This is a genomic window from Streptomyces sp. WM6378, assembly GCF_001279695.1.
GTDB lineage: Bacteria > Actinomycetota > Actinomycetes > Streptomycetales > Streptomycetaceae > Streptomyces.
In genome coordinates this window covers 108550-133710 of the sequence record NZ_LGDD01000002.1, presented here as the reverse complement: position 1 = coordinate 133710, position 25161 = coordinate 108550, and the positions used below count along the sequence as shown (strand labels likewise).

At 70.5% G+C, this 25161-nt stretch carries 22 protein-coding genes and 1 pseudogene; 8 read left to right on the top strand and 15 right to left on the bottom strand.

What is annotated here, in order from left to right:
- The 7 genes from ADK54_RS44555 to ADK54_RS01670 all read right to left on the bottom strand — a co-directional run.
- Nucleotides 1-100: chorismate synthase (locus ADK54_RS44555; RefSeq protein WP_159047589.1), on the bottom strand; the 100-nt coding region annotated here is incomplete at its 3' end.
- A gap of 149 nt (nucleotides 101-249) precedes the next feature.
- The gene (locus ADK54_RS01695) at nucleotides 250-1092 is read right to left on the bottom strand and encodes a shikimate dehydrogenase (RefSeq protein ID WP_053723657.1); all 843 of its coding nucleotides are present in this window, start codon (nucleotides 1090-1092) and stop codon (nucleotides 250-252) included.
- Nucleotides 1073-2806: an endolytic transglycosylase MltG gene (gene mltG, locus ADK54_RS01690; protein ID WP_053723656.1), complete on the bottom strand. Its 1734-nt coding sequence runs from the start codon at nucleotides 2804-2806 to the stop codon at nucleotides 1073-1075. Before mltG ends, ADK54_RS01695 begins: the two co-directional genes overlap by 20 nt.
- Before the next feature lie 101 nt (nucleotides 2807-2907).
- Entirely contained in the window at nucleotides 2908-3372 is a 465-nt protein-coding gene (ruvX, locus tag ADK54_RS01685; protein ID WP_053723655.1) for a Holliday junction resolvase RuvX, read from the bottom strand.
- Nucleotides 3373-3466: 94 nt separating this feature from the next.
- On the bottom strand, nucleotides 3467-6136 hold the full coding sequence (gene alaS / locus ADK54_RS01680; protein WP_053723654.1) for an alanine--tRNA ligase: 2670 nt from the start codon (nucleotides 6134-6136) through the stop codon (nucleotides 3467-3469).
- Nucleotides 6136-6465, bottom strand: coding sequence for a DUF6167 family protein (locus ADK54_RS01675; RefSeq protein WP_053723653.1), 330 nt, complete (start codon nucleotides 6463-6465; stop codon nucleotides 6136-6138). The genes alaS and ADK54_RS01675 overlap by 1 nt, the downstream gene beginning before the upstream one ends.
- 7 nt (nucleotides 6466-6472) lie before the next feature.
- On the bottom strand, nucleotides 6473-6913 hold the full coding sequence (locus tag ADK54_RS01670) for a DUF948 domain-containing protein (RefSeq protein WP_053723652.1): 441 nt from the start codon (nucleotides 6911-6913) through the stop codon (nucleotides 6473-6475).
- A gap of 167 nt (nucleotides 6914-7080) precedes the next feature.
- Between ADK54_RS01670 and ADK54_RS42775 the strand changes: the two are divergent.
- Nucleotides 7081-8507 (top strand): annotated as a pseudogene (locus tag ADK54_RS42775) (ATP-binding protein); the annotation flags it as partial.
- A gap of 40 nt (nucleotides 8508-8547) precedes the next feature.
- Here ADK54_RS42775 and rpsD read toward each other — a convergent pair.
- Nucleotides 8548-9162, bottom strand: coding sequence for a 30S ribosomal protein S4 (rpsD, locus tag ADK54_RS01655; RefSeq protein ID WP_053723667.1), 615 nt, complete (start codon nucleotides 9160-9162; stop codon nucleotides 8548-8550).
- 231 nt (nucleotides 9163-9393) lie between these two features.
- Here rpsD and ADK54_RS01650 point away from each other — a divergent pair, with 231 nt between their 5' ends.
- Nucleotides 9394-10074: a DUF2470 domain-containing protein gene (locus tag ADK54_RS01650; RefSeq protein ID WP_053723649.1), complete on the top strand. Its 681-nt coding sequence runs from the start codon at nucleotides 9394-9396 to the stop codon at nucleotides 10072-10074.
- A 373-nt stretch (nucleotides 10075-10447) separates the two neighbouring features.
- Here ADK54_RS01650 and ADK54_RS01645 read toward each other — a convergent pair whose 3' ends face one another.
- Complete coding sequence (locus ADK54_RS01645) at nucleotides 10448-11803, bottom strand: replication-associated recombination protein A (protein WP_053723648.1); 1356 nt, start codon at nucleotides 11801-11803, stop codon at nucleotides 10448-10450.
- Nucleotides 11804-11859: 56 nt separating this feature from the next.
- Nucleotides 11860-12498, bottom strand: coding sequence for a vitamin K epoxide reductase family protein (locus tag ADK54_RS01640; protein ID WP_053723647.1), 639 nt, complete (start codon nucleotides 12496-12498; stop codon nucleotides 11860-11862).
- A gap of 148 nt (nucleotides 12499-12646) precedes the next feature.
- Between ADK54_RS01640 and ADK54_RS01635 the strand changes: the two genes are divergently transcribed.
- The 4 genes from ADK54_RS01635 to ADK54_RS01620 are packed head-to-tail and all read left to right on the top strand — an operon-like array spanning nucleotide 12647 to nucleotide 16189.
- Nucleotides 12647-13516 carry an ABC transporter ATP-binding protein gene (locus tag ADK54_RS01635; RefSeq protein ID WP_053723646.1) on the top strand — a complete coding sequence of 290 codons (870 nt, stop codon included), beginning with the start codon at nucleotides 12647-12649 and terminating at the stop codon, nucleotides 13514-13516.
- A complete protein-coding gene (locus ADK54_RS01630; protein WP_053723645.1) occupies nucleotides 13513-14355 on the top strand; it encodes an ABC transporter permease in 843 nt (280 codons plus the stop codon). The genes ADK54_RS01635 and ADK54_RS01630 overlap by 4 nt, the downstream gene beginning before the upstream one ends.
- On the top strand, nucleotides 14313-15572 hold the full coding sequence (locus ADK54_RS01625; protein ID WP_078966059.1) for a sensor histidine kinase: 1260 nt from the start codon (nucleotides 14313-14315) through the stop codon (nucleotides 15570-15572). The genes ADK54_RS01630 and ADK54_RS01625 overlap by 43 nt, the downstream gene beginning before the upstream one ends.
- On the top strand, nucleotides 15569-16189 hold the full coding sequence (locus ADK54_RS01620) for a response regulator (RefSeq protein WP_053723643.1): 621 nt from the start codon (nucleotides 15569-15571) through the stop codon (nucleotides 16187-16189). Before ADK54_RS01625 ends, ADK54_RS01620 begins: the two co-directional genes overlap by 4 nt.
- Nucleotides 16190-16398: 209 nt before the next feature.
- On the opposite strand, the gene hisS is transcribed toward ADK54_RS01620, so the two are convergent.
- Both hisS and ADK54_RS01610 read right to left on the bottom strand, forming a co-directional pair.
- Entirely contained in the window at nucleotides 16399-17661 is a 1263-nt protein-coding gene (gene hisS / locus ADK54_RS01615) for a histidine--tRNA ligase (RefSeq protein ID WP_053723642.1), read from the bottom strand.
- Between the two features lie 14 nt (nucleotides 17662-17675).
- Entirely contained in the window at nucleotides 17676-18386 is a 711-nt protein-coding gene (locus tag ADK54_RS01610) for an MBL fold metallo-hydrolase (RefSeq protein WP_053723641.1), read from the bottom strand.
- A 152-nt stretch (nucleotides 18387-18538) separates the two neighbouring features.
- Between ADK54_RS01610 and ADK54_RS01605 the strand changes: the two genes are divergently transcribed.
- Both ADK54_RS01605 and ADK54_RS01600 read left to right on the top strand, forming a co-directional pair.
- The gene (locus tag ADK54_RS01605) at nucleotides 18539-19321 is read left to right on the top strand and encodes a peptidylprolyl isomerase (protein ID WP_053723640.1); all 783 of its coding nucleotides are present in this window, start codon (nucleotides 18539-18541) and stop codon (nucleotides 19319-19321) included.
- A 203-nt stretch (nucleotides 19322-19524) separates the two neighbouring features.
- Entirely contained in the window at nucleotides 19525-20754 is a 1230-nt protein-coding gene (locus ADK54_RS01600; RefSeq protein ID WP_053723639.1) for a DUF349 domain-containing protein, read from the top strand.
- Between the two features lie 61 nt (nucleotides 20755-20815).
- On the opposite strand, the gene ADK54_RS01595 is transcribed toward ADK54_RS01600, so the two are convergent.
- The 3 genes from ADK54_RS01595 to secF form a co-directional block, all read right to left on the bottom strand.
- Nucleotides 20816-23320 (bottom strand): RelA/SpoT family protein, encoded by a 2505-nt coding sequence (locus ADK54_RS01595; protein WP_053723638.1) that lies wholly within the window; start codon nucleotides 23318-23320, stop codon nucleotides 20816-20818.
- Between the two features lie 195 nt (nucleotides 23321-23515).
- Entirely contained in the window at nucleotides 23516-24067 is a 552-nt protein-coding gene (locus ADK54_RS01590) for an adenine phosphoribosyltransferase (RefSeq protein WP_053723637.1), read from the bottom strand.
- Nucleotides 24064-25161 carry a protein translocase subunit SecF gene (secF, locus tag ADK54_RS01585; protein WP_053723636.1) on the bottom strand — a complete coding sequence of 366 codons (1098 nt, stop codon included), beginning with the start codon at nucleotides 25159-25161 and terminating at the stop codon, nucleotides 24064-24066. The genes ADK54_RS01590 and secF overlap by 4 nt, the downstream gene beginning before the upstream one ends.

Genomic DNA, 25161 nt, shown 5'->3' with positions numbered 1-25161 from the left:
GCTCCGTGGTGATCGGCACGCCGGCGGGAAGACCCTCCAGCGTCGCGACAAGTGCGGGTCCGTGGGACTCCCCAGCGGTCAGCCAACGCAACCTGCTCAACGGTGCTCCTCGTTGCTCGCGCGTCCTGGTACTCCGACGGCGCGGCCGGGGTGCGCGGCCCTGGCCCGCCACCCCTGATCCTCCCATGGCCGGAGCGATGACCCGGCGGGAGGTCCATCAGACGGACGTGAAACCCCCTCCGGTGCCCTCTATCGGGCAGCCAGCGCCGCCTCGCCGGCCTTGCGCATGGCGTCGAGCGGGGCCGTCGGGCACCCCGTCATCTGCTCGACCTGGAGCACCGCCTGGTGCACGAGGAGGTCCAGTCCGCCGACGACCGCTCCCCCGCGCCCCGACCAGGCGGCCGCGAGCGCGGTCGGCCAGGGCTCGTACAGGACGTCGAAGAGGGTGCCGGGACGCTCGGGGACGGCCTCGGCCAGCGCGTCGGTGGTGCCGGCCGGGGTGGTCGCGATGACCAGCGGCGCCGCGAAGGCGTCCTCGGCCCGCGACCAGTCGGCGGTGCGGACGTCGACGCCGAGCCGTTCGCCCCAGCCGCGCATCTCCTCGGCCCGCGCCTCGGAGCGTACGTACGCCGTGACCTGGCCGGTGCAGATGCGCGCGAGCGCGGCGAGCGCCGAGGAGGCGGTCGCGCCCGCGCCGAGGACGGCGGCGGAATCGACCCGGGTTACTCCGCGCTCACCCAGGGCCGCGATCATGCCGGGGATGTCGGTGTTGTCGCCGAGGCGGCGGCCGTCGTCCGTGAAGACGACGGTGTTGACCGCCTCGACCGAGGCCGCCGTCGCGCTGACCGCGTCGAGCAGCGGGATGACCGCCCGCTTCAGCGGCATCGTGAGCGAGAGGCCGGCCCAGGAGGTGTCGAGCCCCGCGAAGAAGCGGGAGAGATCCGCCTCGCCGACCTCGAACCGGTCGTAGGACCAGTGGTCGAGGCCGAGTTCGGCGTACGCGGCCCGGTGCAGGACCGGGGAGAGCGAGTGCGCGATGGGCGACCCGAGCACGGCCGCCCGTCGCGCGCCCTCACTGGCCGGACTGGGCATTGAACTCATCCTTCAGCTTGTTGAACTCGGTCAGGGTCTTGGCGAATTCGGTCTTCTTCTCGCCGTCGGTGGCCACGAAGTACATCCAGCCGTCGCCCGTCGGGTTCAGCGCGGCGGCCAGCGCGTCCGTGCCGGGGTTGCCGATCGGCCCGGGGGTCAGGCCCCGCCACTTGTAGGTGTTGTACGGGTCCGGGTTGCTGTTGATCTCGGCCAGGCCGATCTTGATGTTGCTCTTGCCCGTGAGGTAGTTGTACGCCGAGTCGAACTGGAGCTTCTGGTTGGTCTGGGTGTTGTCCGGCTTGAGGCGGTTGTAGACGACCTCGGCCATCTTGCGGAAGTCGTCGTGCGTCTTGCCCTCGGCCTGCACGAGGCTGGCCACGGTGATGAGCTGCCAGGGGCCGTCCAGGTTGAGCTTCTTGGCCTCGGCGGCCAGGTCCTGCTTGCCGTACTCGGAGCTGGCCCGGTTGACCATCTTCTTCAGTACGTCCTCGGGCTTCATGCCCTTGGCGACCGGGTAGCTCGCCGGGTAGAGGAATCCTTCCAGCGGGTCCTTGACGTTCTTGTGGCCCTTGGCCCAGTCGGGCAGGCCCATGCTGCCGGCGTTCTTGAGCGCGATGTCCTTGGTCGTGCCCGGGCGCAGGCCGAGCCGGGTGTCGATCTCCCCGTAGACCCAGGAGTTGCGTTTGCCTTCGGGAATGATGAGGGAGTTGCGGCTGCTCGGATTGAGCATGAGCTTGACCGCGTTGGCCGCGGACATGCCCTTCTTCATCGTGTAGGCGCCGGCCTGGATCGTCTTGCCCTTGGGGTCGTCGTTCTGGGCCTGGACGAAGGCGTCGATGCTCTTGACGACACCGGCCTGCTTGAGGAGCTGGCCGATCTCGGAACCGCCCGCACCCGTCGGGATCTCGACGGTGACGGTCTCGCTGCTGCCCTCACCCACGTAGTCGGGGGCCGCGCCGAACTTCTTCTGGTAGAAGTCGTAGCCCACGTAGCCGACGCCCCCGACACCGACGGCGAAGACCACCGCGAGGACCAGGCAGGCGCGCCCGCTCTTGCCCTTCTTCTTGGTCTTGCCGCGACGGTCGCGGCCACCGCCGCCGGTGCCGCGGCGGGACTCGCGCGGATCGTCGTCTTCGCGTTCGCCATCATCGGCGCCGGTGAAGAACGGGTGGCTCTCCTCCTGCGGCTCGGCGTCCCACTCACCGCCCTGCTCCGGCACCTCGGGCACGGCCGGCGCCGTGCGCTGGCCGGGCGGCTGCGGCGGCGGATACGCCTCGGGGGTGCTGTAGAGGTCGTGGCCCTCGTCGGCGTAGCCGTTGTTGTACGGGTCGGGCTGCTGGCCCGCGTACGGCATGGCGGCCTGCTGGCCCGTGGCGGTGTCCCAGCCCCCGCTCCCGTTGTACTGCTGGGGCTGGGCCGCGTACTGGTCCGCGTACTGCGGCTGGGGGTAGCCCTGCTGGGGCTGTTCGGCGTAGCCCTGCTGGAGCTGTTGCTCGGCGTACTGCGGCTGCGACGCGTACGGGTCCTGCGGCTGCTGCGGGTAGTACTGCTGCTGAGGCTGCTGCTGGTACTGCTGCTGCGGCTGCTGCTCGTGGCCGCCGTACGGAGCCTGCTGACCGGACGCAGCCTGCTGCGCTCCCCACCCCTGGTCCCCGTAGAGGGGATCCTCTGGGTGCCACGGTTCGGAGCCTGCGCCCCGGCCATACTCAGTCATCGGTCCCCTAGAGCCGCGAGGCATCCGGACGGTCCGCCTCTTTTGCTGTGCGGTGACTGTTCGAATGCCTCCGCATCGGCCGGAACGTTACCGTATCGCGATCAGATAACCACTTCGACGCCTTCGCCCGGAGCATTACCTGACACCCGTTCGGCCTCAAGCGCGTTCTGAAGAATGATCACGGCGGCTGCCTGATCGATGACGGAACGTCCCTTCTTGGACTTCACCCCGGAGGCGCGCAGCCCCTGACTGGCCGTCACCGTCGTCATCCGCTCGTCGACGAGCCGCACCCCGATCGGGGCGATGCCGCGCGCCAACTCCTGGGTGAACAGGCGGACTTTGGCCGCCGCCGGGCCCTCGCCCCCGTTGAGGGAGCGGGGCAGTCCGACGATCACTTCGATCGGCTCGTACTCCGCCACGAGCTGCCGCAGCCGCCGGTGGGCGGCCGGGACGTCGCGTCCCGGCACGGTCTCCACCGGCGTGGCGAGCACCCCGTCGGGGTCGCACGAGGCGACCCCGATCCGGGCGTCACCGACATCGATCGCCAGTCGGCGTCCTCGGCGCATCAGGCACCTGCCCGATCGTTCGCTTCTCCGACCGCGCGGCGCAGAGGTGCGGGCGTCATCGTCGGCTGCGGCCCGGCGGCCGCGCGCTCGTCGCTCACGAGATCTCAGCGACCTGGCGCTCGACGGCGTCCATCGCGTCTCCGATCGCGTCCGGGTTCTGGCCGCCGCCCTGGGCGACGTCCGGCTTGCCGCCACCACCGCCGCCGAGGGTCTTGGCGGCGGTGCGGACCAGCTCACCGGCCTTGAGACCGCGCTCGCGGGCGGCCTCGTTGGTGGCGATGACGGTCACCGGGCGGCCGTTGGCCGTGGTGAACAGCGCGACGACGGCCGGGCGGTCGCCGGGGATGCGGCCGCGCACGTCCAGGACCAGCTTGCGCAGGTCGTCCGCGGAGGTGCCGTCCGGCACCTGGCCCGTGACGAGCGCGGTGCCACGGACGTCCTTGGCGGAGTCGACGAGACCGGCGGCGGCCTGCAGCACCTTCTCCGCGCGGAACTTCTCGATCTCCTTCTCGGCGTCCTTCAGCTTGCCGAGCATGGTGGAGATCTTCTCCGGCAGCTCCTCGGAACGGCCCTTGACCAGCTCCTGGAGCTGGGCCACGACCGTGTGCTCGCGGGCCAGGAAGTTGTACGCGTCCACGCCGACCAGCGCCTCGATGCGGCGCACGCCCGAGCCGATGGACGACTCGCCGAGCAGCTTCACCAGGCCCAGCTGGGCGGTGTTGTGGACGTGGGTGCCGCCGCACAGCTCCTTGGAGAAGTCGCCGATGGTGACGACGCGGACCCGCTCGCCGTACTTCTCGCCGAACTCGGCGATGGCGCCCTGCTTCTTGGCCTCGTCGATCGACATGACCTCGGCCTGCACGTCCAGTTCGCGGGCGAGCACCTCGTTGATCTTCTGCTCGACGTCCGTGAGGACCGTGCCGGGAACGGCCGCGGGCGAACCGAAGTCGAAGCGGAAGCGGCCCGGCGAGTTCTCGGAGCCGGCCTGGGCGGCCGTCGGGCCGAGCGCGTCGCGCAGCGCCTGGTGGGTGAGGTGGGTCGCGGAGTGGGCGCGGGCGATCGCGCGGCGGCGCTTGGTGTCGATGGCGGCGTACGCGGAGGCGCCGACCGTCACCTCGCCGACCTGGACGACACCCTTGTGCACGTGGACGCCGGGGACCGGCTTCTGCACGTCGCGGATCTCGATGACCGCGCCGGTGTCGAGCTTGATCCGGCCCTGGTCGGCGAGCTGGCCACCGCCCTCGGCGTAGAAGGGGGTGCGGTCGAGGACGACCTCGACCTCGTCGCCCTCGGTGGCGGCGGGCGAGGGCACGCCGTCGACGAGCAGGCCGACGATGGTCGACTCGTTCTCGGTGGAGGCGTAGCCGGTGAAGTCGGTCTCGCCGGAGGCGTCGGCCACCTCGCGGTAGGCGGACAGGTCGGCGTGGCCGGTCTTCTTGGCGCGCGCGTCGGCCTTCGCCTGGTCGCGCTGCTGCTTCATCAGGCGGCGGAAGCCGTCCTCGTCCACGGAGAGGCCCTGTTCGGCGGCCATCTCCAGGGTGAGGTCGATCGGGAAGCCCCAGGTGTCGTGGAGCAGGAACGCCTTGTCGCCGGCCAGGACCGTGCCACCGGTGGCCTTGGTCTCGGTGATGGCGGTGTCCAGGATGTTGGTGCCGCCGCGCAGCGCCTTGAGGAAGGCGGCCTCCTCGGCGAGGGCGACCGTCTCGATGCGCTTGCGGTCGGTGACGAGCTCCGGGTACTGCTGGCCCATCGTCTTGATGACGACGTCGATCAAGTCCTGGACGACCGGGCCGGTGGCACCCATGAGGCGCATGTTGCGGATGGCGCGGCGCATGATGCGGCGCAGCACATAGCCGCGGCCCTCGTTGCCCGGGGTCACGCCGTCGCCGATGAGCATCACGGACGTACGGATGTGGTCGGCGACGACGCGCATCGAGACGTCGGACTCGTGCTTGTCGCCGTAGCGCACGCCCGTCAGCTCGGTGGCCTTCTCCATGACGACGCGCAGGGTGTCGGTCTCGTACATGTTCTGCACGCCCTGCAGGATCATCGCGAGGCGTTCGAGACCGAGACCGGTGTCGATGTTCTTGGAGGGCAGGTCGCCGAGGATCGGGAAGTCCTCCTTGTTCTCCCCGGCGCCGCGCTCGTACTGCATGAAGACCAGGTTCCAGATCTCCACGTACCGCTCGTCGTTGACGGCCGGGCCGCCCTCGGCGCCGAACTCGGGGCCGCGGTCGTAGTTGATCTCGGAGCAGGGGCCGCACGGTCCGGGCACGCCCATGGACCAGAAGTTGTCCTTCTTGCCCAGGCGCTGGATGCGCTCCTTCGGCACCCCGACGACCTCGTGCCAGATGCGCTCGGCCTCGTCGTCGTCGAGGTAGACCGTGATCCAGAGCTTCTCGGGCTCCAGGCCGTAGCCGCCGTCCGCCACGGAGCTGGTGAGCAGCTCCCAGGCGTACTTGATGGCGCCTTCCTTGAAGTAGTCCCCGAAGGAGAAGTTGCCGCACATCTGGAAGAACGTGCCGTGCCGGGTGGTCTTGCCGACCTCTTCGATGTCCGGGGTGCGCACGCACTTCTGCACGCTGGTGGCGCGCGGCGCGGGCGGCTTGGTCTCACCGAGGAAGTACGGCTTGAAGGGGACCATGCCCGCGTTGACGAGCAGCAGAGTCGGGTCGTCCGCGATGAGCGACGCCGAAGGGACGACGGTGTGCCCGCGCTCCTCGAAGAAGCTCAGCCAGCGGCGGCGAATCTCAGCCGACTCCATCAGTGGTCCTCATTCCGGTTGAACGAATGCTTGGTGTACTGCTGTTGTGTGGTCTCGATGGCGACGAGGCGGCGCTGCGCGGGAAGTTCGCGCGGCGGCTCGCTCTCGCCGATGCCCAGGACGTCGTTGAGTTCGGCCTCGCGCTGCGCCATGCCGGACTTGATGTCGAGGGCGAAGTCCTTGAGCCGGTGGCCGGCCTCGACCGCCTTGTCGGCGGTGCGCGCGGCCAGGCTCTCCGGGGTGAGCTGTTTCAGCTTCCGGTTGACCTTGGTGGTGGCCCAGACTCCGGCGGCCGCGCCCGCGGTGAACCAGAACGTACGGCGGAACATCGCAGCGTCAGCCCTTTCGCTTGGAGCGCCGCGCGGACGGCACGGTCCGCCCGACGATCACGTTACGTCGGCTCTCCCGAGCGGGCACATCGGCGGGGGCGGCGCCCTTGCGGCCGATCGCCCGGCGCACCCCGTACCCGAAGGCCGCCACCTTCACCAGCGGGCCCCCGAAGGTGGAGGCGACGGTGGTGGAGAGCGCGGAGGCGTTGGAGGTGACCTCCTGGACGTCCGACGCGATGGCGTCGACCCGGTCGAGCTGGGTCTGTGCCGAGCGCACCGCGGTGGAGGCGTCCGCGAGCAACGGGACGGCCTGGTCGGTGACGTCCGCGACCAGTTTGGTCGTCGCCTTCAGCGTCTGGGCCAGCCTCACGAGAACGACCGCGAGGAAGGACACCAGGATCGCCCAGAAGACGGCCACCAGGATCCCGGCCACCTCTCCACCGGACACTTGCACCGCTCCCCGCAACCCGTCGGAACCCGAAAACCTCGAAAAAGGTAGTCCTCCGACCCTATCGCGCCGGGGATGGCTTCCCGTACCGCATTCCGGGCGGCCACAAGCGGAGCGGCGCAACCCGATTGTACGCAGTGCATACGCTTGAGTACGCCGCGTGTTCCATGCGCTCCCACCTGCCCGCAGAGTTGAACCGTTTCGTCGGGCGAGACCGAGAACTGGACCGCCTGGACCGACTGCTCCGCGAGGCGCGCATGGTCACCGTGACCGGCGTCGGCGGGGTCGGCGGGGTCGGCGGGGTCGGCAAGACTCGTATCGCACTGCGGGCCGCGGCCGCCGCCGAGCTGTGCCGCCGGCTCGACGGGATTCCGCTGGCCCTGGAGCTGGCGGCCGGCCGGCTCGGGAGGCTGTCGGTGGAGCAGTTGCTGCACCGGCTGGACGACCGGTTCCGGCTGCTCACCGGCGGCGGACGCGGGGCGCTCCCCCGCCACCGGACGCTGCGCACGACCATCGGCTGGAGCCACGAACTGTGCATGGCGGCGCCGCGGCTGCTGTGGGCTCGGCTCTCCGTGTTCGCCGGGGCCTTCGACCTGGAGGCCGTCGAGTACATCTGCGTGGGCCCCGATCTGCCGCCGGCGGAGGTGGTCGACGTCCTGGGCGAGCTGCTCGACCAGTCGGTGGTGACGCGCGAGGACGGCCCCTTCGGCATCCGCTACCGGCTGCTCCACACGGTCCGCGAGTACGGCGGCGAGTGGCTGACAGCGACGGGCGACGCGGACCGGCTGCACCGGCGCCACCGCGGGCGATCGCCGCGCTGCAGGAGTGCCGCGAGGAGGCCGAGCTCTGCGGCGATCCGGTGGCCGCGGCATACGCCGTGCACCGCACGGGCTGTCTGGCCCTGGCCACCGACGACATGCCGCGCGCCGAGGAGCTGCTGCGCGAGGCCCTCGCCGGGTACGACGAGGTCGGCGAGCTCAACAGCAATGTGCTGATGGGCCAGGTCGAGATGGCGATGGCGGTGGGTTTCCGGGGCCGTCTTGAGGAGGCCGTCTCGGTGTGCGAGCAGGTCGTGGAGATCTGCGAGGACCACGGGGAGCGCTGGGCCCGCGCCTACGCGCTGTACGTCCTGGCGTACGCGGCCTGGTACGGCGGCGATCCGGCGCGCGCGCAAGGGCTGCTCCGGGAGACGCTCGCGGTCAACCACGCCTTCCACGATCTGGTGGGCACGGTGCTCGCCCTGGAGGTGCTGGCGCTCGTCGAGGTGGCACCGGGGATCCGGCGAAGGCGGCCGTCCTGCAAGGGGCCGCCGGGCGGATCTGGCCATCGGTGGGCCTGCTCCTGTTCGGCTCGGCGTACTTCCACGCGGCGCACGTCCTCTGCGAGGAGCGGACCAGGGAGCGGCTCGGGGACACGGCGTACGAGGAGCACCGGCGGCTCGGCGTCCGGCTCGACACGGACGCGGCGGTGGCCCGCGCACTGGGTCAAGTGGCCGACGGCGTATGGGAGTTGGCGCCCGGACGTGAGGGGCAGCCGCACGAGGGGGCCGGACACGCGAAAGCCCGCCGCCTCCCGCTCCGTGCGGAGCGGGGGACGACGGGCTGAAGCGCTGAGGCTCCGGTGTTACGCCTGGATCAGCGGGCGTAGTACTCGACGACGAGCTGCTCGTCGCAGATGACCGGGATTTCCTTGCGGTTCGGGTCGCGGTCCAGGCGGAAGGCCAGGGCCTTCAGGTTCACCTGGAGGTAGCGCGGGGTCTCGCCCTCGCCGGCGTAGCCACCCTCGCGGGCAACCTGGAAGGGGACCTTCTCGCGGCTGCGCTCGCGGACGGTCACGACGTCGTCCGGACGGACGCGGAACGACGGCTTGTCGACCTTGCCACCGTTGACCTGGATGTGACCGTGCACGACCATCTGGCGGGCCTGGTAGATGGTGCGGGCGATGCCCGAACGCAGAACCAGGGCGTCGAGGCGACGCTCAAGCTCGACGACCAGCGCCTCGCCCGTCTTGCCTTCGGCCTTCTTGGCGCGGTCGTAGGCACGCGCCATCTGGCGCTCGCTGATGTCGTACTGGGCGCGCAGACGCTGCTTCTCGAGCAGACGGACCTTGTAGTCCGAGTTCTGCTTGCGGCCACGGCCGTGCTCGCCCGGCGGGTAGGGGCGGGCCTCGAAGTACTTGACGGCCTTCGGCGTCAGCGCGATGCCGAGCGCACGAGACTTCTTGACCTTGGGACGCGACTGGTTAGGCACGTTCTCCAAACCTCCATGGTTGGGTTAGGTTAGGCTCACCTTACTCAAGGAGATCGCATGTCGCGTCCGGGGAACACCAGTCACATCACGGACAGCACGAAGAAGGCCGACCCTGCTCCCACAGGAGGGGTCGACTCCACCAGCCCCCAGTCGAAGCATGGGGCCGGGCACGTGACGGAGGTCCGATCAGATCGTGGTCAGCCGCGTCCCAGCGGACTTGAAATCGCGCGGATGCCGTCAGCAGCCGAGCGCACACGAACTCTCGTACATAGTACCTGCTCGGCGGTGCTGCTCGTACCCGGCCTTGCCGGGGCCCGCCCGGAGCAGCTGACGGCCGACGTCCGCAGCGTCGGTCCCGACGGCGACCTGTTCCTGGACTTCCCCGCCGATTCCCCGGCCGTACGGGCCGCCACGCACGCGCAGGACGACGAGGTCCGGGCCGTCCTGGAGATCACGGACGTGGCTCCGGTGTCCGTCCCCCACCGTATCCGGGGCCGCGCCTGGGTCTCCGGCTGGCTGACCCGGGTGCCGGGGCAGGCGGGCCCGGGCCGCATGATGCTCCGCCTCGAAGTCGGCGACGCCTACGTGGACGACCTGTGGGGCGCGAGCGCGGTGGACCCCGAGGACTTCGCCCGGGCAACGCCCGATCCCCTCGTACGGCACGAGACCGAGCTCCTCCAGCACCTCGACTCCGCCCACGGCGAGCAGGTGCGGCTCCTTTGCGGGCTCGTGGAGCGGGAGGGGGTGGCCAGGGTCACCCCGCTGGCACTCGACCGCTTCGGCCTGCGAGTACGTTTCGGCCGGACCGACGGCCACACCTTCGACGCGCGGTTCGACTTCCCCGATCCGGTGGGGGACATCACGGCCCTACGCCGCGCGATGCACCAGCTCTTCGAGGCGGCGGCCGGGTAGTCCCCCCACCCCGCCCCTTCCTGAGACCCTCCGGGGTGGGAACGAGACCCTCCGGGGGTGGGAAAGGGAAAGACCGCTCACCTGGGGCTCCGCCCCAGACCCCGTTCGCGCCTTAAAGGCGCTCGTCCTCAAACGCCGGACAGGCTGAAGATTCCGGTACCGGCCAGGACCGATGCTGCTAGGGGCGCGGGGAACTGCGCGATCAGCCACCTACGGCCCGCAGCGAAAGGCCGACCGCATCTAGCCCCTCCGGCGTTTGAGGAGCGGCGGCCCGGAGGCAGCGCCCCCGGAACGGACCTCAGCCCATTCCCCCCCGGGGGGCCACGCGGCGGAGCCGCAGAGTGTCACAGCGGGAAGGGGCGGGGTGGGGGGGCTAGTCCTGGGCCCGGCCCAAACGTTCCCGCACCTTCTCCACCACGTCCGCGTACCGCGCCTCCGCCCCGTACCGCGTCGGCTCGTAGTAGCGCCGGTCCGCCACCGCGTCCGGGGCGTACTGCTGGGAGGCGATCGCGCCCGGCACGTCGTGCGGGTAGACGTAGCCCTGGGCGTGGCCGAGCTTGGCCGCGCCCTTGTAGTGGCCGTCCCGCAGGTGCGGCGGAACGGGGCCCGCCAAACCCTTGCGGACGTCCTCCATCGCGGCGGCGATCGCCGTCGTCGCCGAGTTGGACTTCGGGGCGAGCGCCAGCGCGATCGTGGCGTGGCTCAGCGTCAGGGCCGCCTCGGGGAAGCCGATCAGGGCAACGGCCTGGGCCGCCGCCACCGCCGTGGGCAGCGCGGTCGGATCCGCCAGGCCGATGTCCTCGCTCGCGGAGATGATCAGGCGCCGGGCGATGAAACGGGGGTCCTCGCCCGCTTCGATCATCCGGGCCAGATAGTGCAGCGCCGCGTCCACGTCCGAGCCGCGGATCGACTTGATCAGGGCGCTCGCCACGTCGTAGTGCTGGTCGCCGCCCTTGTCGTACTTCACGGCCGCCCGGTCGACCGTCTCTTCCAGCGTCTGGAGCGTGATCTCCTGCTCCGACTTGGCGAGCGCGGAGCCGGCCCCCGCCTCCAGGGCGGTCAGCGCCCGGCGCGCGTCGCCGCCCGCGATGCGCAGCAGGTGGGCCTCGGCGTCCGAGGGCAGGGAGACCGCGCCGCCCAGTCCTCGCTCCTCGGTGAGCGCCCGCTGGACGAGCGCCTTCAGGTCGTCGTCGGTGAGCGGTTCGAGGGTGAGCAGGAGGGAGCGGGACAGGAGCGGGGAGATCACCGAGAAGTACGGGTTCTCCGTCGTCGCCGCGATCAGAGTGACCCAGCGGTTCTCGACCGCGGGGAGCAGCGAGTCCTGCTGGGCCTTGGAGAAGCGGTGGATCTCGTCGAGGAAGAGGACGGTCTCCTTGCCGAAGCCGCCGATCGCGCGGCGCGCCCCGTCGATGACCGCGCGGACTTCCTTCACCCCGGCGGTGATCGCCGAGAGCTCGACGAAACGCTTGTTGGTGGCCTTGGAGACGACGTACGCGAGTGTCGTCTTGCCCGTGCCCGGCGGGCCCCACAGGATCACCGAGGACGGTCCGGCCGGGCCGCCGGCGCCCTCCCCCACCAGGCGCCGCAGTGGCGAGCCCTGCTTCAGGAGGTGCTGCTGGCCGACCACCTCGTCGAGGACGCGCGGGCGCATCCGTACGGCCAGAGGGCTGCCCGCCGGGTCTTTCTCCTGGCGGTCCTCTGCGGCTGCGGTGAACAGGTCGGGTTCCACGTCAAGAACCCTATGTCACGGCACTGACAACGCCGCCGGAGCCGGAAGGACCCCGGTCAGCTGGTCCAGAAGTCCCACCAGCGGGTCAGGATCAGCATGCCGATGACCCCGATGTGCAGCGCCGGAAGCACCCAGGTGAACTCGGACAGGAACTTCTTCGCCCACGTCGGCGCGGGCAGCAGGCCCTTGCGGAGGTTGAACGACGTCACGTACCAGAACATGAAGATCGTGGCGACCCACGCCAGGCAGCACCACAGGCAGAGCGAGTTGATCCGGTACAGCGACTCGAACTGGAGCCAGCTGCAGAATCCGACGCCGAACAGCGTGCCCGCGTTGAAGGTCAGCCAGTACCAGCGGCGGAACCGGCCGCCCGCCAGGATGCTCATGCCGACGCAGATGACCATGCCGTAGGCGACCAGACCCAGCATCGGGTTCGGGAAGCCGAAGGCGGCCGCCTGGTGGCTCTTCATGATGTTGCCGCAGGACACGACCGGGTTGAGGCTGCAGCCCGGCACGAAGTTGGGGTTTTCGAGCAGCTTGAACTTGTCGAGCGTGATGACCCAGGCCGCCACCAGACCGGCCACGCCGGTGATCACGAGCAGCCAGGCGAAGGCGCGGCTGCCGCCGACCGCCCCCTCGCTGCTCACCTCTCGGTGTCCGGAGTCGGAGGAGACGTCGTCAAGTGTTGTGGTCATAGCGCCGGTCCGTCATCCCGTCATCGTGGTTGCCTGTGCTGCCGCCGCCTCATTCTGCCGCACGGGGCGCACTGTCCACCGTTCGATGGACATAAGGAGGTCCGCACGAGGGTGCCCGAGCCGACGGCCGTGCGGAACGCTCTTTGCCATGACGCAACTGGCGATTGATGTACGCGGACTTCGCAAGCAGTACGGCGAGGTCACCGCGGTCGACGGACTCGACCTCGGGATCCGGCACGGAGAGGTCTTCGGCATCCTCGGCCCCAACGGGGCCGGCAAGAGCACCACGGTGGAGATCCTCCAGGGCCACCGCAGCAGGGACGGCGGCGAGGTGTCGGTCCTCGGGGCCGACCCGGCGAGTGCCGGGCGGGCCTGGCGCTCGCGGGTCGGCATCGTCTGGCAGGACGAGTCGGCGCCCGCCGAGCTCACGGTCCGCGAGACCGTGCACCACTTCGCCCGCTACTACCCCGAGCCCCGCGACCCGGAAGAGGTCATCGCGCTGGTCGGCCTGGAGAAGAAGGCGTCGGCCCGGACCAAGGGCCTCTCGGGCGGCCAGCGGCGGCGCCTGGACGTGGCGCTCGGCGTGATCGGCGACCCCGAACTGCTGCTCCTGGACGAGCCGACGACCGGCTTCGACCCGGCGGCCCGGCGCCAGTTCTGGGAGCTGATCCGGCTGCTGGCGGGCGAGGGCACCACCATCGTCCTGACCACGCACTATCTGGAGGAGGCGGAGGCGCTCACCGACCGGCTCGCGGTGATCGCGGGCGGCAAGGTCGTCGCCGAGGGCGAGCCCGCCGCGCTGCGGCAGAGCCTCGGCACCGGCGCCACCGTCGAGTGGACGGAGGCCGACGGCTCGCCGCGCACCCTGCGCACCGAGACGCCGACCCGCACCGTCGCCGAGCTGATGCACCGCTTCGACGGCGAGATCCCGGGCCTCCGGATCGCCCGGCCCACCCTTGAGGACGTCTACCTGCGGCTCACCGGCCAGCTGGACCCGCAGCAGGAGGAAGCACGATGACCACCGACACCCTCGTCTCCTCCCGTGCGGCGGCTCCCCGGCTGCCCGGCACCTGGTCACTCGGCCTGCGCCGCGGCTCCCTGGAGATCAAGCAGTTCGTCCGCCGACGGGACCAGGTGATCTTCACCTTCGCCTTCCCGGTCGTCTTCCTCGCCCTGTTCGCGTCGATCTTCAGCGGCCAGGTCGAGGGCGCCGGGATCACCGCCTCGCAGCTGTACGCCGCCGGCATGATCGCGTCGGGCATCATGTCGGTCAGCTTCCAGTCCCTTGGCATCTCGATCGCCATCGAGCGGGACGAGAAGGTCCTTCGCCGGCTGCGCGGCACGCCGATGTCACCGGCCGCGTACTTCCTCGGCAAGGTCTGGCTGGTGCTCGCCACCGGCGTCGCCGAGACGGCGGTGCTGCTGGTCTTCGGCTCGACCCTGTTCGGCCTCGACCTGCCGACGACCGCGGCGAAGTGGCTGGAGTTCTCGTGGATCTTCGTCCTCGGCATCACCGGCTGCGCCCTGCTCGGCATCGCGATCAGCAGCCTGCCCAAGTCGGGCAGGAGCGCGAGCTCGGTGGTCGTCCTGCCCTTCCTGGTGCTCCAGTTCATCTCCGGTGTCTACATCCCGGTGGGCACGGTGCCGGGCTGGCTGCTCGACATCAGCGCGTTGTTCCCGCTGAAGTGGATGTGCCAGGGCTTCCGCGGGGTGTTCCTGCCGCAGTCCGCCGCGGTCCTCGAACAGGCGGGCAGCTGGGAGTTCGGACGGATCGCGCTGGTGCTCGGCGCCTGGTGCATCGGAGGATTGGTCCTGTGTCTGCTGACCTTCAGGTGGAAGAGCCGCCGCGACGGCTGACGGAGTTCGCGGCCTCGGCGGGAGCGCGCGACACCCACGTGTGGGACCGCTCGTTCCTGCCGTGGGACGCCTACTTCACGGTGGTGTGGCTGGCGACCGCGGTGTTCGTGCTCGGCGCCGACCTCCCGTCGCTGCCGTACCGGATCACCGCGGTGGCGCTGATGTCGCTGCTCATCCCCTGGTATGTGCGGGCCGGGCGGCCCGCGATGCTCAGCGACAGGGCCGACGAGCGGCAGTCCCTGCGCTGCGTCCTGGCCTCGGTGGCGATCTTCCTGCCGCCCGCGTTCCTGGTCGGCGAGACCCGGCTGATCACGTTCGCCCTTGCGCCGCCCTGCTTCATGCTGCTTCCGCTGCGCAAGGCGATGGTCACGATGGCGGTCGTGAACGTCGTGCCCGTGGCGGGCTGGGCGCTGATCTGGCGGCCGGAGTCCCAGGTGGTCTTCTTCAACTCCGTCTTCGCGGTGGCCACCCTCGCCTTCTCCGGGTTCTTCGGCGCCTGGGTCATCCGGATCATCGAGCAGAGCAAGGAACGGGCCTCGCTGATCGGGGAGTTGGAGGCGAGCCGTGAGGAGGTGGCCCGGCTCTCGGCGGAGCGCGGCGCGCTCACCGAGCGGGAGCGGATGTCGCGGGAGATCCACGACACCCTCGCGCAGGGCTTCACCAGCGTGCTGATGCTGGTGCAGGCCGTCCAGACGGAACTGGACCACGACGTTCCGCTGGCCCGGCGCCATCTCGACCTCATGGAGTCCACCGCCCGCCAGAACCTGGCGGAGGCCCGGGCCCTGGTGGCCGGCGGCGCCCCCGCGGACCTGGACGGCGGCTCGCTGCCCGATGCGGTACGCCGCCTCGCCGGCCGGCACGAGCCCCCGGCCGGGCTCGAAGTGACGGGATCCGTGCGGGAGTTGCCCGCCGGGCTCGAAGTGGTGGCCCTGCGGTCCTGCCAGGAGGCGCTCTCCAACGCCCGCAAGCACGCGGGCCCCGGGGCGCCGGTGCGGCTCACGCTCGCATACGGTGAGGCCTCGTTGACCGTGTCCGTACGGGACGAGGGAGGCGGCTTCGACCCCTCGGCGCCGCGTACGGGGTACGGCCTGGCCGGCCTTCGGGCCCGGGCCGCCGAGGTGGGCGGCACCGCCGAGATCGCCAGCGCGCCGGGCGGGGGCACCACGGTCACCGTCCAACTGCCCGTCCCTGCAACGCTGTTGAGGAGTTCGCCGTGATCCGCATCCTGCTCGCCGACGACCATCCGGTGGTACGGGAGGGGCTGCGCGGGATGCTCGCGGCCGAGCCCGACCTGGAGGTGGTGGCCGACGCCGCCAACGGCCCGCAGGCCGAGGCGCTGTGCGCGGAGCTCCGGCCGGACATCGTGCTGATGGATCTGCGGATGCCCGGCGGCGACGGGGTCGAGTCGATCGGCCGCCTGACCGCCTCGGGGCTGCCGTGCCGGGTGATCGTTCTGACGACGTACGAAACGGACCGGGACATTCTGCGGGCCGTGGAGGCGGGGGCCGCGGGGTATCTGCTCAAGGACCTCGCGCGGGGGGAGCTCGCGCAGGCGGTGCGGGCCGCTGCGCGGGGGGAGACGGTTCTGGCGCCCTCCGTCGCGGGGCGCCTCGTCGACCAGCTCCGTGCTCGGCCGGAGCGGCCGCGGCTGTCGGAGCGGGAGGTGTCCGTGCTGCGGCTGGTGGCCGAGGGGTGCACGAATGCCGAGATCGGGCGGCGGTTGTTCGTGGCGGAGTCGACGGTGAAGACGCATGTGGTACGGATCTTCGGGAAGCTGGGGGTGGACGACCGCACGGCGGCGGTTACGCGGGCGATGGGGTTGGGGCTGATTTAGCCCCCCGCCCCGCCTCTTCCCGAGACCCTCCGGGGGTGGGAGGGGCTGAGGTAGGAGTACCAGGGGCTACGCCCCCGGACCCCCTGCGGGGGCTTCGCCCCCTGCACCCCCTTCGGGGCTCCGCCCCGGACCCCGATCCTCAAACGCCGGACGGGCTGATTTTCGCCCCGCTCTTCAAGAGCTTGGGGGCTGCGCCCACCCCGCTCCCCTCAGCCCAGGCGGGTGCGTACCTCATCCAGGATCGAATCCAGGGCCACCGGGGTCTGCTCCCCGGATTCCATGTCCTTCAGCTGGGCCACGCCCTCCGCCAGGTCCCGTTCGCCCGCGACCAGGGTGAAGCGGGCGCCCGAGCGGTTCGCGGACTTCATCGCGCCCTTCAGGCCCTTCGCGCCGAAGGAGAAGTCCGCCGCGATGCCCGCCCGCCGCAGCTCCGTGACCTTCGCGAAGAGCACGCGCCGTGCCTCCTCGCCCAGCGGGACCGCGAACACGCTGGTCGTGGAGGGGAGTTCGAGGGTGACACCCTCGGCCTCCAGGGCGAGGACCGTACGGTCGACGCCCAGCGCCCAGCCCACCGACGGCAGCGCGGGGCCGCCGATCATCTCGGAGAGGCCGTCGTAGCGACCGCCGCCGCCGACCGCGGACTGCGAGCCCAGACCGTCGTGGACGAACTCGAACGTCGTGCGGGTGTAGTAGTCGAGGCCGCGCACAAGCCGCGCGTCGTCCTCGTACGCGACGCCCTCCGCCGTCAGGAGCTCGCGCACCTCCTCGTGGTACGCCTTGCAGGCGTCGCACAGGTAGTCGCGCAGGAGCGGGGCACCCGTCAGCTGCTTCTGGACCGCGTCCCGCTTGTCGTCGAGCACCCGCAGCGGGTTGATCTCGGCCCGGCGCAGCGTGTCCTCGTCCAGGTCGAGCCCGCGCAGGAAGTCCTGGAGGGCGTCCCGGTAGACGGGGCGGCACTCCTTGTCGCCGAGGGAGTTGAGGAGGATGCGGAAGTTCCGCAACCCCAGCGAGCGGTACGCGTCGTTCGCCAGGATGATCAGCTCGGCGTCGATCGCCGGGTCCTCCGCGCCGATCGCCTCGGCGCCGACCTGCGAGAAGTGCCTGTAACGGCCCTTCTGCGGGCGCTCGTAGCGGTAGTACGAGCCCGAGTACCAGAGCTTGACGGGGAGGTTGCCCGCCTTGTGCAGGTTGGCCTCCAGGGCCGCGCGCAGCACGGACGCGGTGCCCTCGGGGCGCAGCGCGAGCTTGTCGTTGCCCTTGGTCGTGAAGGCGTACATCTCCTTCGTGACGATGTCGGTGGACTCGCCGACACCGCGCGCGAAGAGCTCGACGTTCTCGAAGCCCGGGGTCTCGATGTAGCCGTAGCCCGACCGCTTCAGGGGCGCCGCGATGGCCTCGCGCACGGCGAGGAAGCGCGCCGAGTCCGGCGGGAGCAGGTCGTACGTGCCCTTGGGGGCCTGGAAAGTACTCATGGGAAGACTTCTCGTCACATTCCTCGTCGGGGAGAGGCGATGCCCTCTCCCTGGCCGGCGGCCACCTGCCGCAGGTACGGGTTGGTGGCGCGCTCCTGGCCGATGGTCGTCTGGGAGCCGTGGCCGGACAGCACCACGGTCGAGTCGTCGAGAGGCAGGCACACGCGGCCCAGCGACTCGAGGAGCTCGGCGTGGCTGCCGCCGGGCAGGTCGGTGCGTCCGACGGAGCCGGCGAAGAGCAGGTCGCCCGAGAACAGGATCGGAGGGATGTCCTCCGCCTCGGGCAGCCCGAACGTCACCGACCCCTTGGTATGGCCGGGCGCGTGCGACACGGTGAGCTCCATGCCCGCGAGCGCCAGCTTGGCGCCGTCGGTGAGCTCCTTGACGTCGTCCGGCTCCCCCACCGTGAGCTCGCCCATGAGCTGCGCGCCGAAGGCGCGGCCGAGCGCCTTCTCGGGGTCGCTCATCATGTAGCGGTCGTCGGGGTGGATCCAGGCGGGTACGTCGTGGGCTCCGCAGACCGGGACGACCGAGGCGCAGTGGTCGATGTGGCCGTGGGTGAGGACGACGGCGACGGGCTTGAGCCGATGCTTCTTCAGCGTTTCCTCGACGCCCTGGGCGGCCTGGTGGCCGGGGTCGATGATCACGCATTCCTCGCCTGCGGCGGGGGCGACCAGGTAGCAGTTGGTCCCCCAGGCCCCGGCGGGGAACCCGGCAATCAGCACGATCGTCCTCGATTTCTTGCGCGGCGGGTGATTACGGCTGCTCAGAGCCTACCGGCGCTGCTCCGGTCACAGCGAACCCATATACGGTACGGGGCACAGTCAGCTCGTACGCACGTACCCGTACCCCACGAGACCGCACAAGGAGACGACCGGTGGTCAGCAGCGAACAGCGTCGGCGCCAGCTCGCGCGCGAGAAGTTCGAGCGGCAGCAGCAGCGCCGGGAGGAAGCGCGGCGCAAGGCCAGGCGCCGCAACACCGTCATCGCGGCCGCCCTCGCGGTGGTCGTGGCGGCGGGCGGCGCGGCCTACGCGACGGGCGCCTTCTCCGGCGACAGCGACACGAAGCCGGACACCGCCTCCCCGTCGGGCAGCCCGTCCGCGCAGCCCAGCGCGTCGGCGGAGCCGAAGATGGCTGTCGACGCCAAGGCCAAGTACGGCATGTCGCTGAAGACCAACGCGGGCGAGATCGAGTTCGTGATGGACGCGGCGAAGACCCCGCACACGGCGAACTCGTTCAAGTACCTCGCCGACAAGGGTTTCTTCAACAACACCAAGTGCCACCGGCTGACCACGCAGGGGATCTTCGTGCTCCAGTGCGGCGACCCGCAGGGCACCGGTCAGGGCGGACCCGGCTACACGATCCCGGACGAGAACCTGACCGGCCTCGGCAAGGCGGGCGCGGACGGCACGGTGACCTACCCGGCGGGCACGGTCGCGATGGCCAATACCGGCCAGCCGCACACCGGCGGCAGCCAGTTCTTCCTGGTGTACAAGGACAGCAAACTGCCGCCCACCTACACGCCGTTCGGCACCATGGACGCGGCTGGCCTCAAGGCCGTCGAGGATGTCGCCAAGGAGGGCGTCGAGGGCGGTTCGGGCGACGGGGCGCCCAAGAAGGCCGTCACCATCGAGAAGGCCGCCGTCACCAAAGGGTGACACCCCCGGGCGCCCGGCACCGAGCGTGAACCGCTGAATTCGGCCGCGCTGAGTGCGGACAGCCGGGCGGCCGGTCGCCTAGATTGGCGTTGTGCAGCGCGGGCTCGTACGCGCTGTGGAGGGCGGGCGAGACCCGCCGGGAAACTGTGGACGATGCCCCGGGGGACGAACCCCCCGCGCAGGCATCATGTGGAGGAGGCGCTGTGAGCAGCGACCCGTGGGGCCGCGTCGACGAGACGGGCACCGTGTATGTGCGTACAGCCGAGGGCGAAGTGGTCGTCGGATCGTGGCAGGCGGGCTCTCCAGAGGAGGCTCTGGCCTACTTCGAGCGCAAGTACGAGGGCCTGGTTGTCGAGATCGGCCTCCTCGAACGGCGGGTGAAGACCACCGACCTGTCGGCGAAGGACGCGCAGACCGCGATCGACCATCTGCGCTCGCAGGTGGACGAGCATCACGCGGTCGGTGACCTCGATGCGTTGCGGGGGCGCCTCGACAAGCTCGTCAAGACCGTCGAGTCGCGCCGCGAGGAGCGCAAGGTCCAGAAGGCCAAGCAGACCGACGAGGCCAAGCACGCCAAGGAGGCGCTCGTCACGGAGGCCGAGGAGCTGGCGCAGAGCGAGCAGTGGCGCTCGGCGGGCGAGCGGCTGCGGGCCCTGGTGGACACCTGGAAGGGTCTGCCGCGCCTGGACCGCAAGTCCGACGACGAGCTGTGGCACCGCTTCTCGCACGCCCGCTCGGCGTTCTCCAAGCGCCGCAAGGCGCACTTCGCGTCGCTCGACGCGCAGCGCGAGGACGCCCGCAAGGTCAAGGAGAAGCTGGTCGTCGAGGCCGAGGCCCTGTCCGGGTCCACGGACTGGGCCACGACGGCGGCGCGCTACCGCGACCTGATGGCGGACTGGAAGGCGGCGGGCCGCGCCCAGCGCGAGGCCGAGGACGAGCTGTGGAACCGCTTCCGCGGCGCCCAGGACGTCTTCTTCGCGGCGCGCAGCGAGGTGTTCGCGGAGCGTGACGCCGAGCAGATCGAGAACCTGAAGCTCAAGGAGGAGCTGGCCGTCGAGGCCGAGAAGATCCTCCCGGTGACCGACCTGAAGGCGGCCCGGGCCGCGTTCCGCTCGGTCAACGAGCGCTGGGAGGCCATCGGCCACGTACCCAGGGACGCGCGTCCCAAGGTCGAGGGCCGGATGCACGCCGTGGAGCGGGCGATCCAGGAGGCCGAGGAGGCCGACTGGCGTCGTACGAACCCGGAGGCGCGGGCGCGTGCCGCGGGCCTCACGGGCCAGCTGCAGGACGCCGTCGACAAGCTGCAGAAGCAGATCGACGCGGCCCGCGCGGCCGGCAACGACGCCAAGGCCGACAAGCTGGGCCGCGAGCTGGAGGGCCGCCAGGCCCTGCTCGACCAGGCCCTGAAGGGCCTTGAGGAGTTCGGCGGCTGATCCGCTGCCGCCCCATGGCGAAGCCCCCGGAACCCTGCGGTTCCGGGGGCTTCGTCGTGTCCTACGGCCGGCGCGCCGACGTCACGCGGTACACGTCGTACACGCCCTCGACTCCCCGGACCGCCTTCAGTACGTGACCGAGGTGCTTGGGGTCGCCCATCTCGAAGGTGAAGCGCGAGGTGGCGACGCGGTCGCGGGAGGTCTGTACGGCGGCCGAGAGGATGTTGACGTGCTGGTCGGACAGGACACGGGTGACGTCCGACAGCAGGCGCGAGCGGTCCAGGGCCTCGACCTGGATGGCGACCAGGAAGACCGAGGACTGGGTCGGCGCCCACTCCACTTCGAGGATCCGCTCGGGCTGCTGGGACAGCGAGTCCACGTTCACGCAGTCCGCCCGGTGCACCGAGACGCCGCTGCCGCGGGTGACGAAGCCGATGATGGGGTCGCCGGGGACGGGCGTACAACAGCGGGCCAGCTTGACCCAGACGTCGTCGACGCCCTTGACGACCACGCCCGGATCCGCGTTCTTGCGGCGCTTGCTGCGGCCCCGCGAGGGCGGCGCCGACTCGGCGATGTCCTCGTTGGCGGCCTCCTCGCCGCCGAGCGCCTGCACCAGCTTCTGGACGACGCCCTGGGCGGCCACATGGCCCTCGCCGATCGCCGCGTACAGCGAGGAGATGTCGGGGTAGCGCATCTCGTGGGCGAGGGTGACCAGCGAGTCGCCGGTCAGGATCCGCTGGATCGGCAGGTTCTGCTTGCGCATGGCGCGCGCGATGGCGTCCTTGCCCTGCTCGATCGCCTCGTCGCGGCGCTCCTTGGAGAACCAGCCGCGGATCTTGTTGCGGGCGCGCGGCGACTTGACGAAGCCGAGCCAGTCCCGCGAGGGACCCGCCCCGGCCGCCTTGGAGGTGAAGACCTCCACCAAGTCGCCGTTGTCCAGGGTCGATTCGAGCGGGACCAGGCGTCCGTTGACGCGTGCTCCTATGGTGCGGTGACCGACCTCGGTGTGCACCGCGTACGAGAAGTCGACCGGGGTCGAGCCCGCCGGGAGCGCGATGACGTCGCCCTTGGGCGTGAAGACGAAGACCTCGTTGCGCGACAGGTCGAAGCGCAGCGACTCCAGGAACTCGCTGGGGTCCTCGGTCTCCTTCTGCCAGTCGAGCAGCTGGCGCAACCACGCCATGTCGTTGAGGTGGTCGTCCTTGCCGGTCTTGCGCGGCACGTCGGTGCGCACCTTGGAGGCGCCGGCGACGGCCTCCTGCTTGTACTTCCAGTGCGCGGCGATGCCGTACTCGGCGCGGCGGTGCATGTCGAACGTGCGGATCTGGAGCTCAACGGGCTTTCCGTTGGGGCCGATCACCGTCGTGTGCAGCGACTGGTACATGTTGAACTTGGGCATCGCGATGTAGTCCTTGAACCGGCCGGGGACCGGATTCCATCGCGCGTGCACGGTGCCGAGGGCCGCGTAGCAGTCGCGGACCGTGTCGACGAGTACCCGAATGCCCACCAGGTCGTAGATCTCCGCGAAGTCACGGCCGCGGACGATCATCTTCTGGTAGACGGAGTAGTAGTGCTTCGGGCGGCCGGTGACGGTCGCCTTGATGCGGGCCGCGCGCAGGTCTGACTGGACCTCGTCGGTCACTATGGCGAGGTACTCGTCGCGCTTGGGGGCGCGCTCGGCGACCAGGCGCACGATCTCGTCGTACATCTTGGGGTAGAGGATCGCGAACGCGAGGTCCTCCAGCTCCCACTTGATCGTGTTCATGCCCAGGCGGTGGGCGAGCGGCGCGTAGATCTCCAGGGTCTCGCGCGCCTTCTTCTCCTGCTTCTCGCGCTTGAGGTACCGCATGGTGCGCATGTTGTGCAGGCGGTCGGCGAGCTTGATGACCAGGACGCGGGGGTCCTTGGCCATGGCGACGACCATCTTGCGTACGGTCTCGGCCTGCGCGGCGTCGCCGAACTGCACCCGGTCGAGCTTGGTGACGCCGTCGACGAGCAGCGCCACCTGGTCGCCGAAGTCGCGGCGCAGGGTGTCCAGGCCGTACTCGGTGTCCTCGACGGTGTCGTGCAGCAGGCCCGCCATCAGGGTGGCCGGGTCCATGCCGAGCTCGGCCAGGATCGTGGTCACCGCGAGGGGGTGCGTGATGTACGGATCGCCGCTCTTGCGCTTCTGGCCGCGGTGCCAGCGCTCGGCGACCTGGTAGGCGCGCTCGACCTGGCGCAGCGTCGCCGTCTCGATCTTGGGGTCGTTGCTGCGCACTATCCGCAGCAGCGGTTCGAGCACCGGGTTGTACGCGGACGAGCGCTGTACGCCAAGGCGGGCGAGGCGGGCGCGCACCCGGTTGGAGGAGCCGCCGCCGGAGCGCGACACGGAGCCGGCCGGCACCACGGGCTTGGCGACCGGCACCGGAGCAGGGGTTTTGGCCGGTGCCTTGGCCGGCGCGCCCTCGGGCGCCGCGGGCTTCGGCTTCGCCGCGGGCTCGGAAGGCGTGGCCGGGGCCGCCGCGGGCTGTGTGGCCTGCTGGTCGGGCTGCGCGGCGGAGAGTGGCTGGGCCTCGTCTGGCAAAAGCGCTCCTCTGGGGTCCCCCCGGACGGAGTCTGGGGGAGGGTCCGGGTCCCCCGGTCAGGCCCGGAAGTACCCATGGTATCGAGCCAAGAGCCTCCGCTCGCCCTCGGCCGGTGTGACGCCTCTGCCTGGAGAAACACCGGAGGCGGGCACCGGATTCCTCCGGGCCCGCCTCGGCGGTGTTCTGCGGCCTGCTCAGACCGTGATCAGGGCATCCAGCGGGGCGCCGCGCAGGGCGCTCTCCAGGCGCTCGCGGCCGCTGAGGAAGCTGAGCTCCATCAGGACCGCGACACCCGCGACCTCGGCTCCGGCCCGGCGGATCAGCTCCAGCGAGGCCTCGGCCGTGCCGCCGGTGGCGAGCACGTCGTCGATGACCATGACCCGGTCGCCCGCGCTGAGGTCCTCGGCGTGCACCTCGATCTCCGCGGTGCCGTACTCCAGCTCGTACGCCTGCCTGAGCGTCGCTCCGGGGAGCTTGCCCGCCTTGCGTACGGGGATGAAGCCGATCCCGGCACGGACCGAGACGGGGGCCGCCAGGATGAAGCCGCGCGCCTCCAGGCCGACGATCTTCGTCGCGCCGTGCTGGACGCACAGCGCGGCGAGCGCGTCGGTGAGGGCCGTGAACGCCTCCGGGTCCGCGAGCAGCGGGGTGATGTCCTTGAACATCACGCCCGGCTTCGGATAGTCCGGCACGTCACGGATGCGGCTGAGCAGCAGCCCCACGGTCTCGGTGGACACGCTGGTCATCGGCGCTTCCGGTTGTTGCGGGTGGGCTGGCGGCGCTGGCCGACGACCGCACCGGCCGTCTCGGCGTCGTCGTCCTCGTCGTCGAACGGCGCCACGTCCTCGGGCTCCGCGCTCTCGCCCTTGGCGGCGGCCGCAGCGCGCTTGGCGAGCACCCGCTTCTTGAGGGCCTTCATCTCCGGCATGGTCTCCTTCAGGTCGGCGACCAGCGGAGTGGCGATGAAGATCGAGGAGTACGCACCGGCCGCGAGGCCGACGAACAGGGACAGCGAGATGTCGTTCAGCATGCCGGCGCCGAGGACGCCGCCACCGATGAACAGCAGGCCCGCCACCGGGAGCAGCGCCACGACCGTGGTGTTGATGGAGCGGACCAGGGTGCCGTTGAGGCTCTTGTTCGCCATCTCGCTGTAGGTGACCCGGGTCTGCTTGGTGATCCCCTTCTGTCCCTCCTTGAGTCCGTCGAAGACGACGACGGTGTCGTAGAGGGAGTAACCGAGGATCGTGAGCAGACCGATCACGGTGCCGGGGGTGACCTCGAAGCCGACCAGCGCGTAGATCCCGACCGTGATCGTGAGGTCGTGGATCAGGGCGACGAGGGCCGCGACCGCCATCCGCCACTCGAAGGCGATGGCCAGGTAGATCACCACGAGGATCATGAAGATGATCAGGCCCGTCCAGGCCTTGTTGGCGATCGTCTGGCCCCAACTGGGGCCGACCAGGTCGGCGTTGATGTTGTTCGCCTCGACCTTGAGGTCCTTGGCGAGCTGGGTCTTGATCTGGTCGGACTTGGCCGTGTCGACCCCGCCGATGGTGATGCGGATCGTGCCGTCGCCGAGCTTCTGGGCGATCGCGTCGTGGCCGGACGCGGCCTCGGCGTCCTTCTCGGCCTGCGGGGCCGAGATGGAGGTCTTCGGGGTGGTGAAGACCGCGCCGCCCTCGAATTCGATGCCCATCGTCAGACCCCGTACCGCCAGGCCGACGATGGCCGTGATGGTGATCAGGATCGAGATGCCGTACCAGATCTTCCGCTTGCCGACGAAGTCGTAACCGACCTCACCGCGGTACAGCCTGGCGCCGAGAGTGCCGAGCTTCGACAT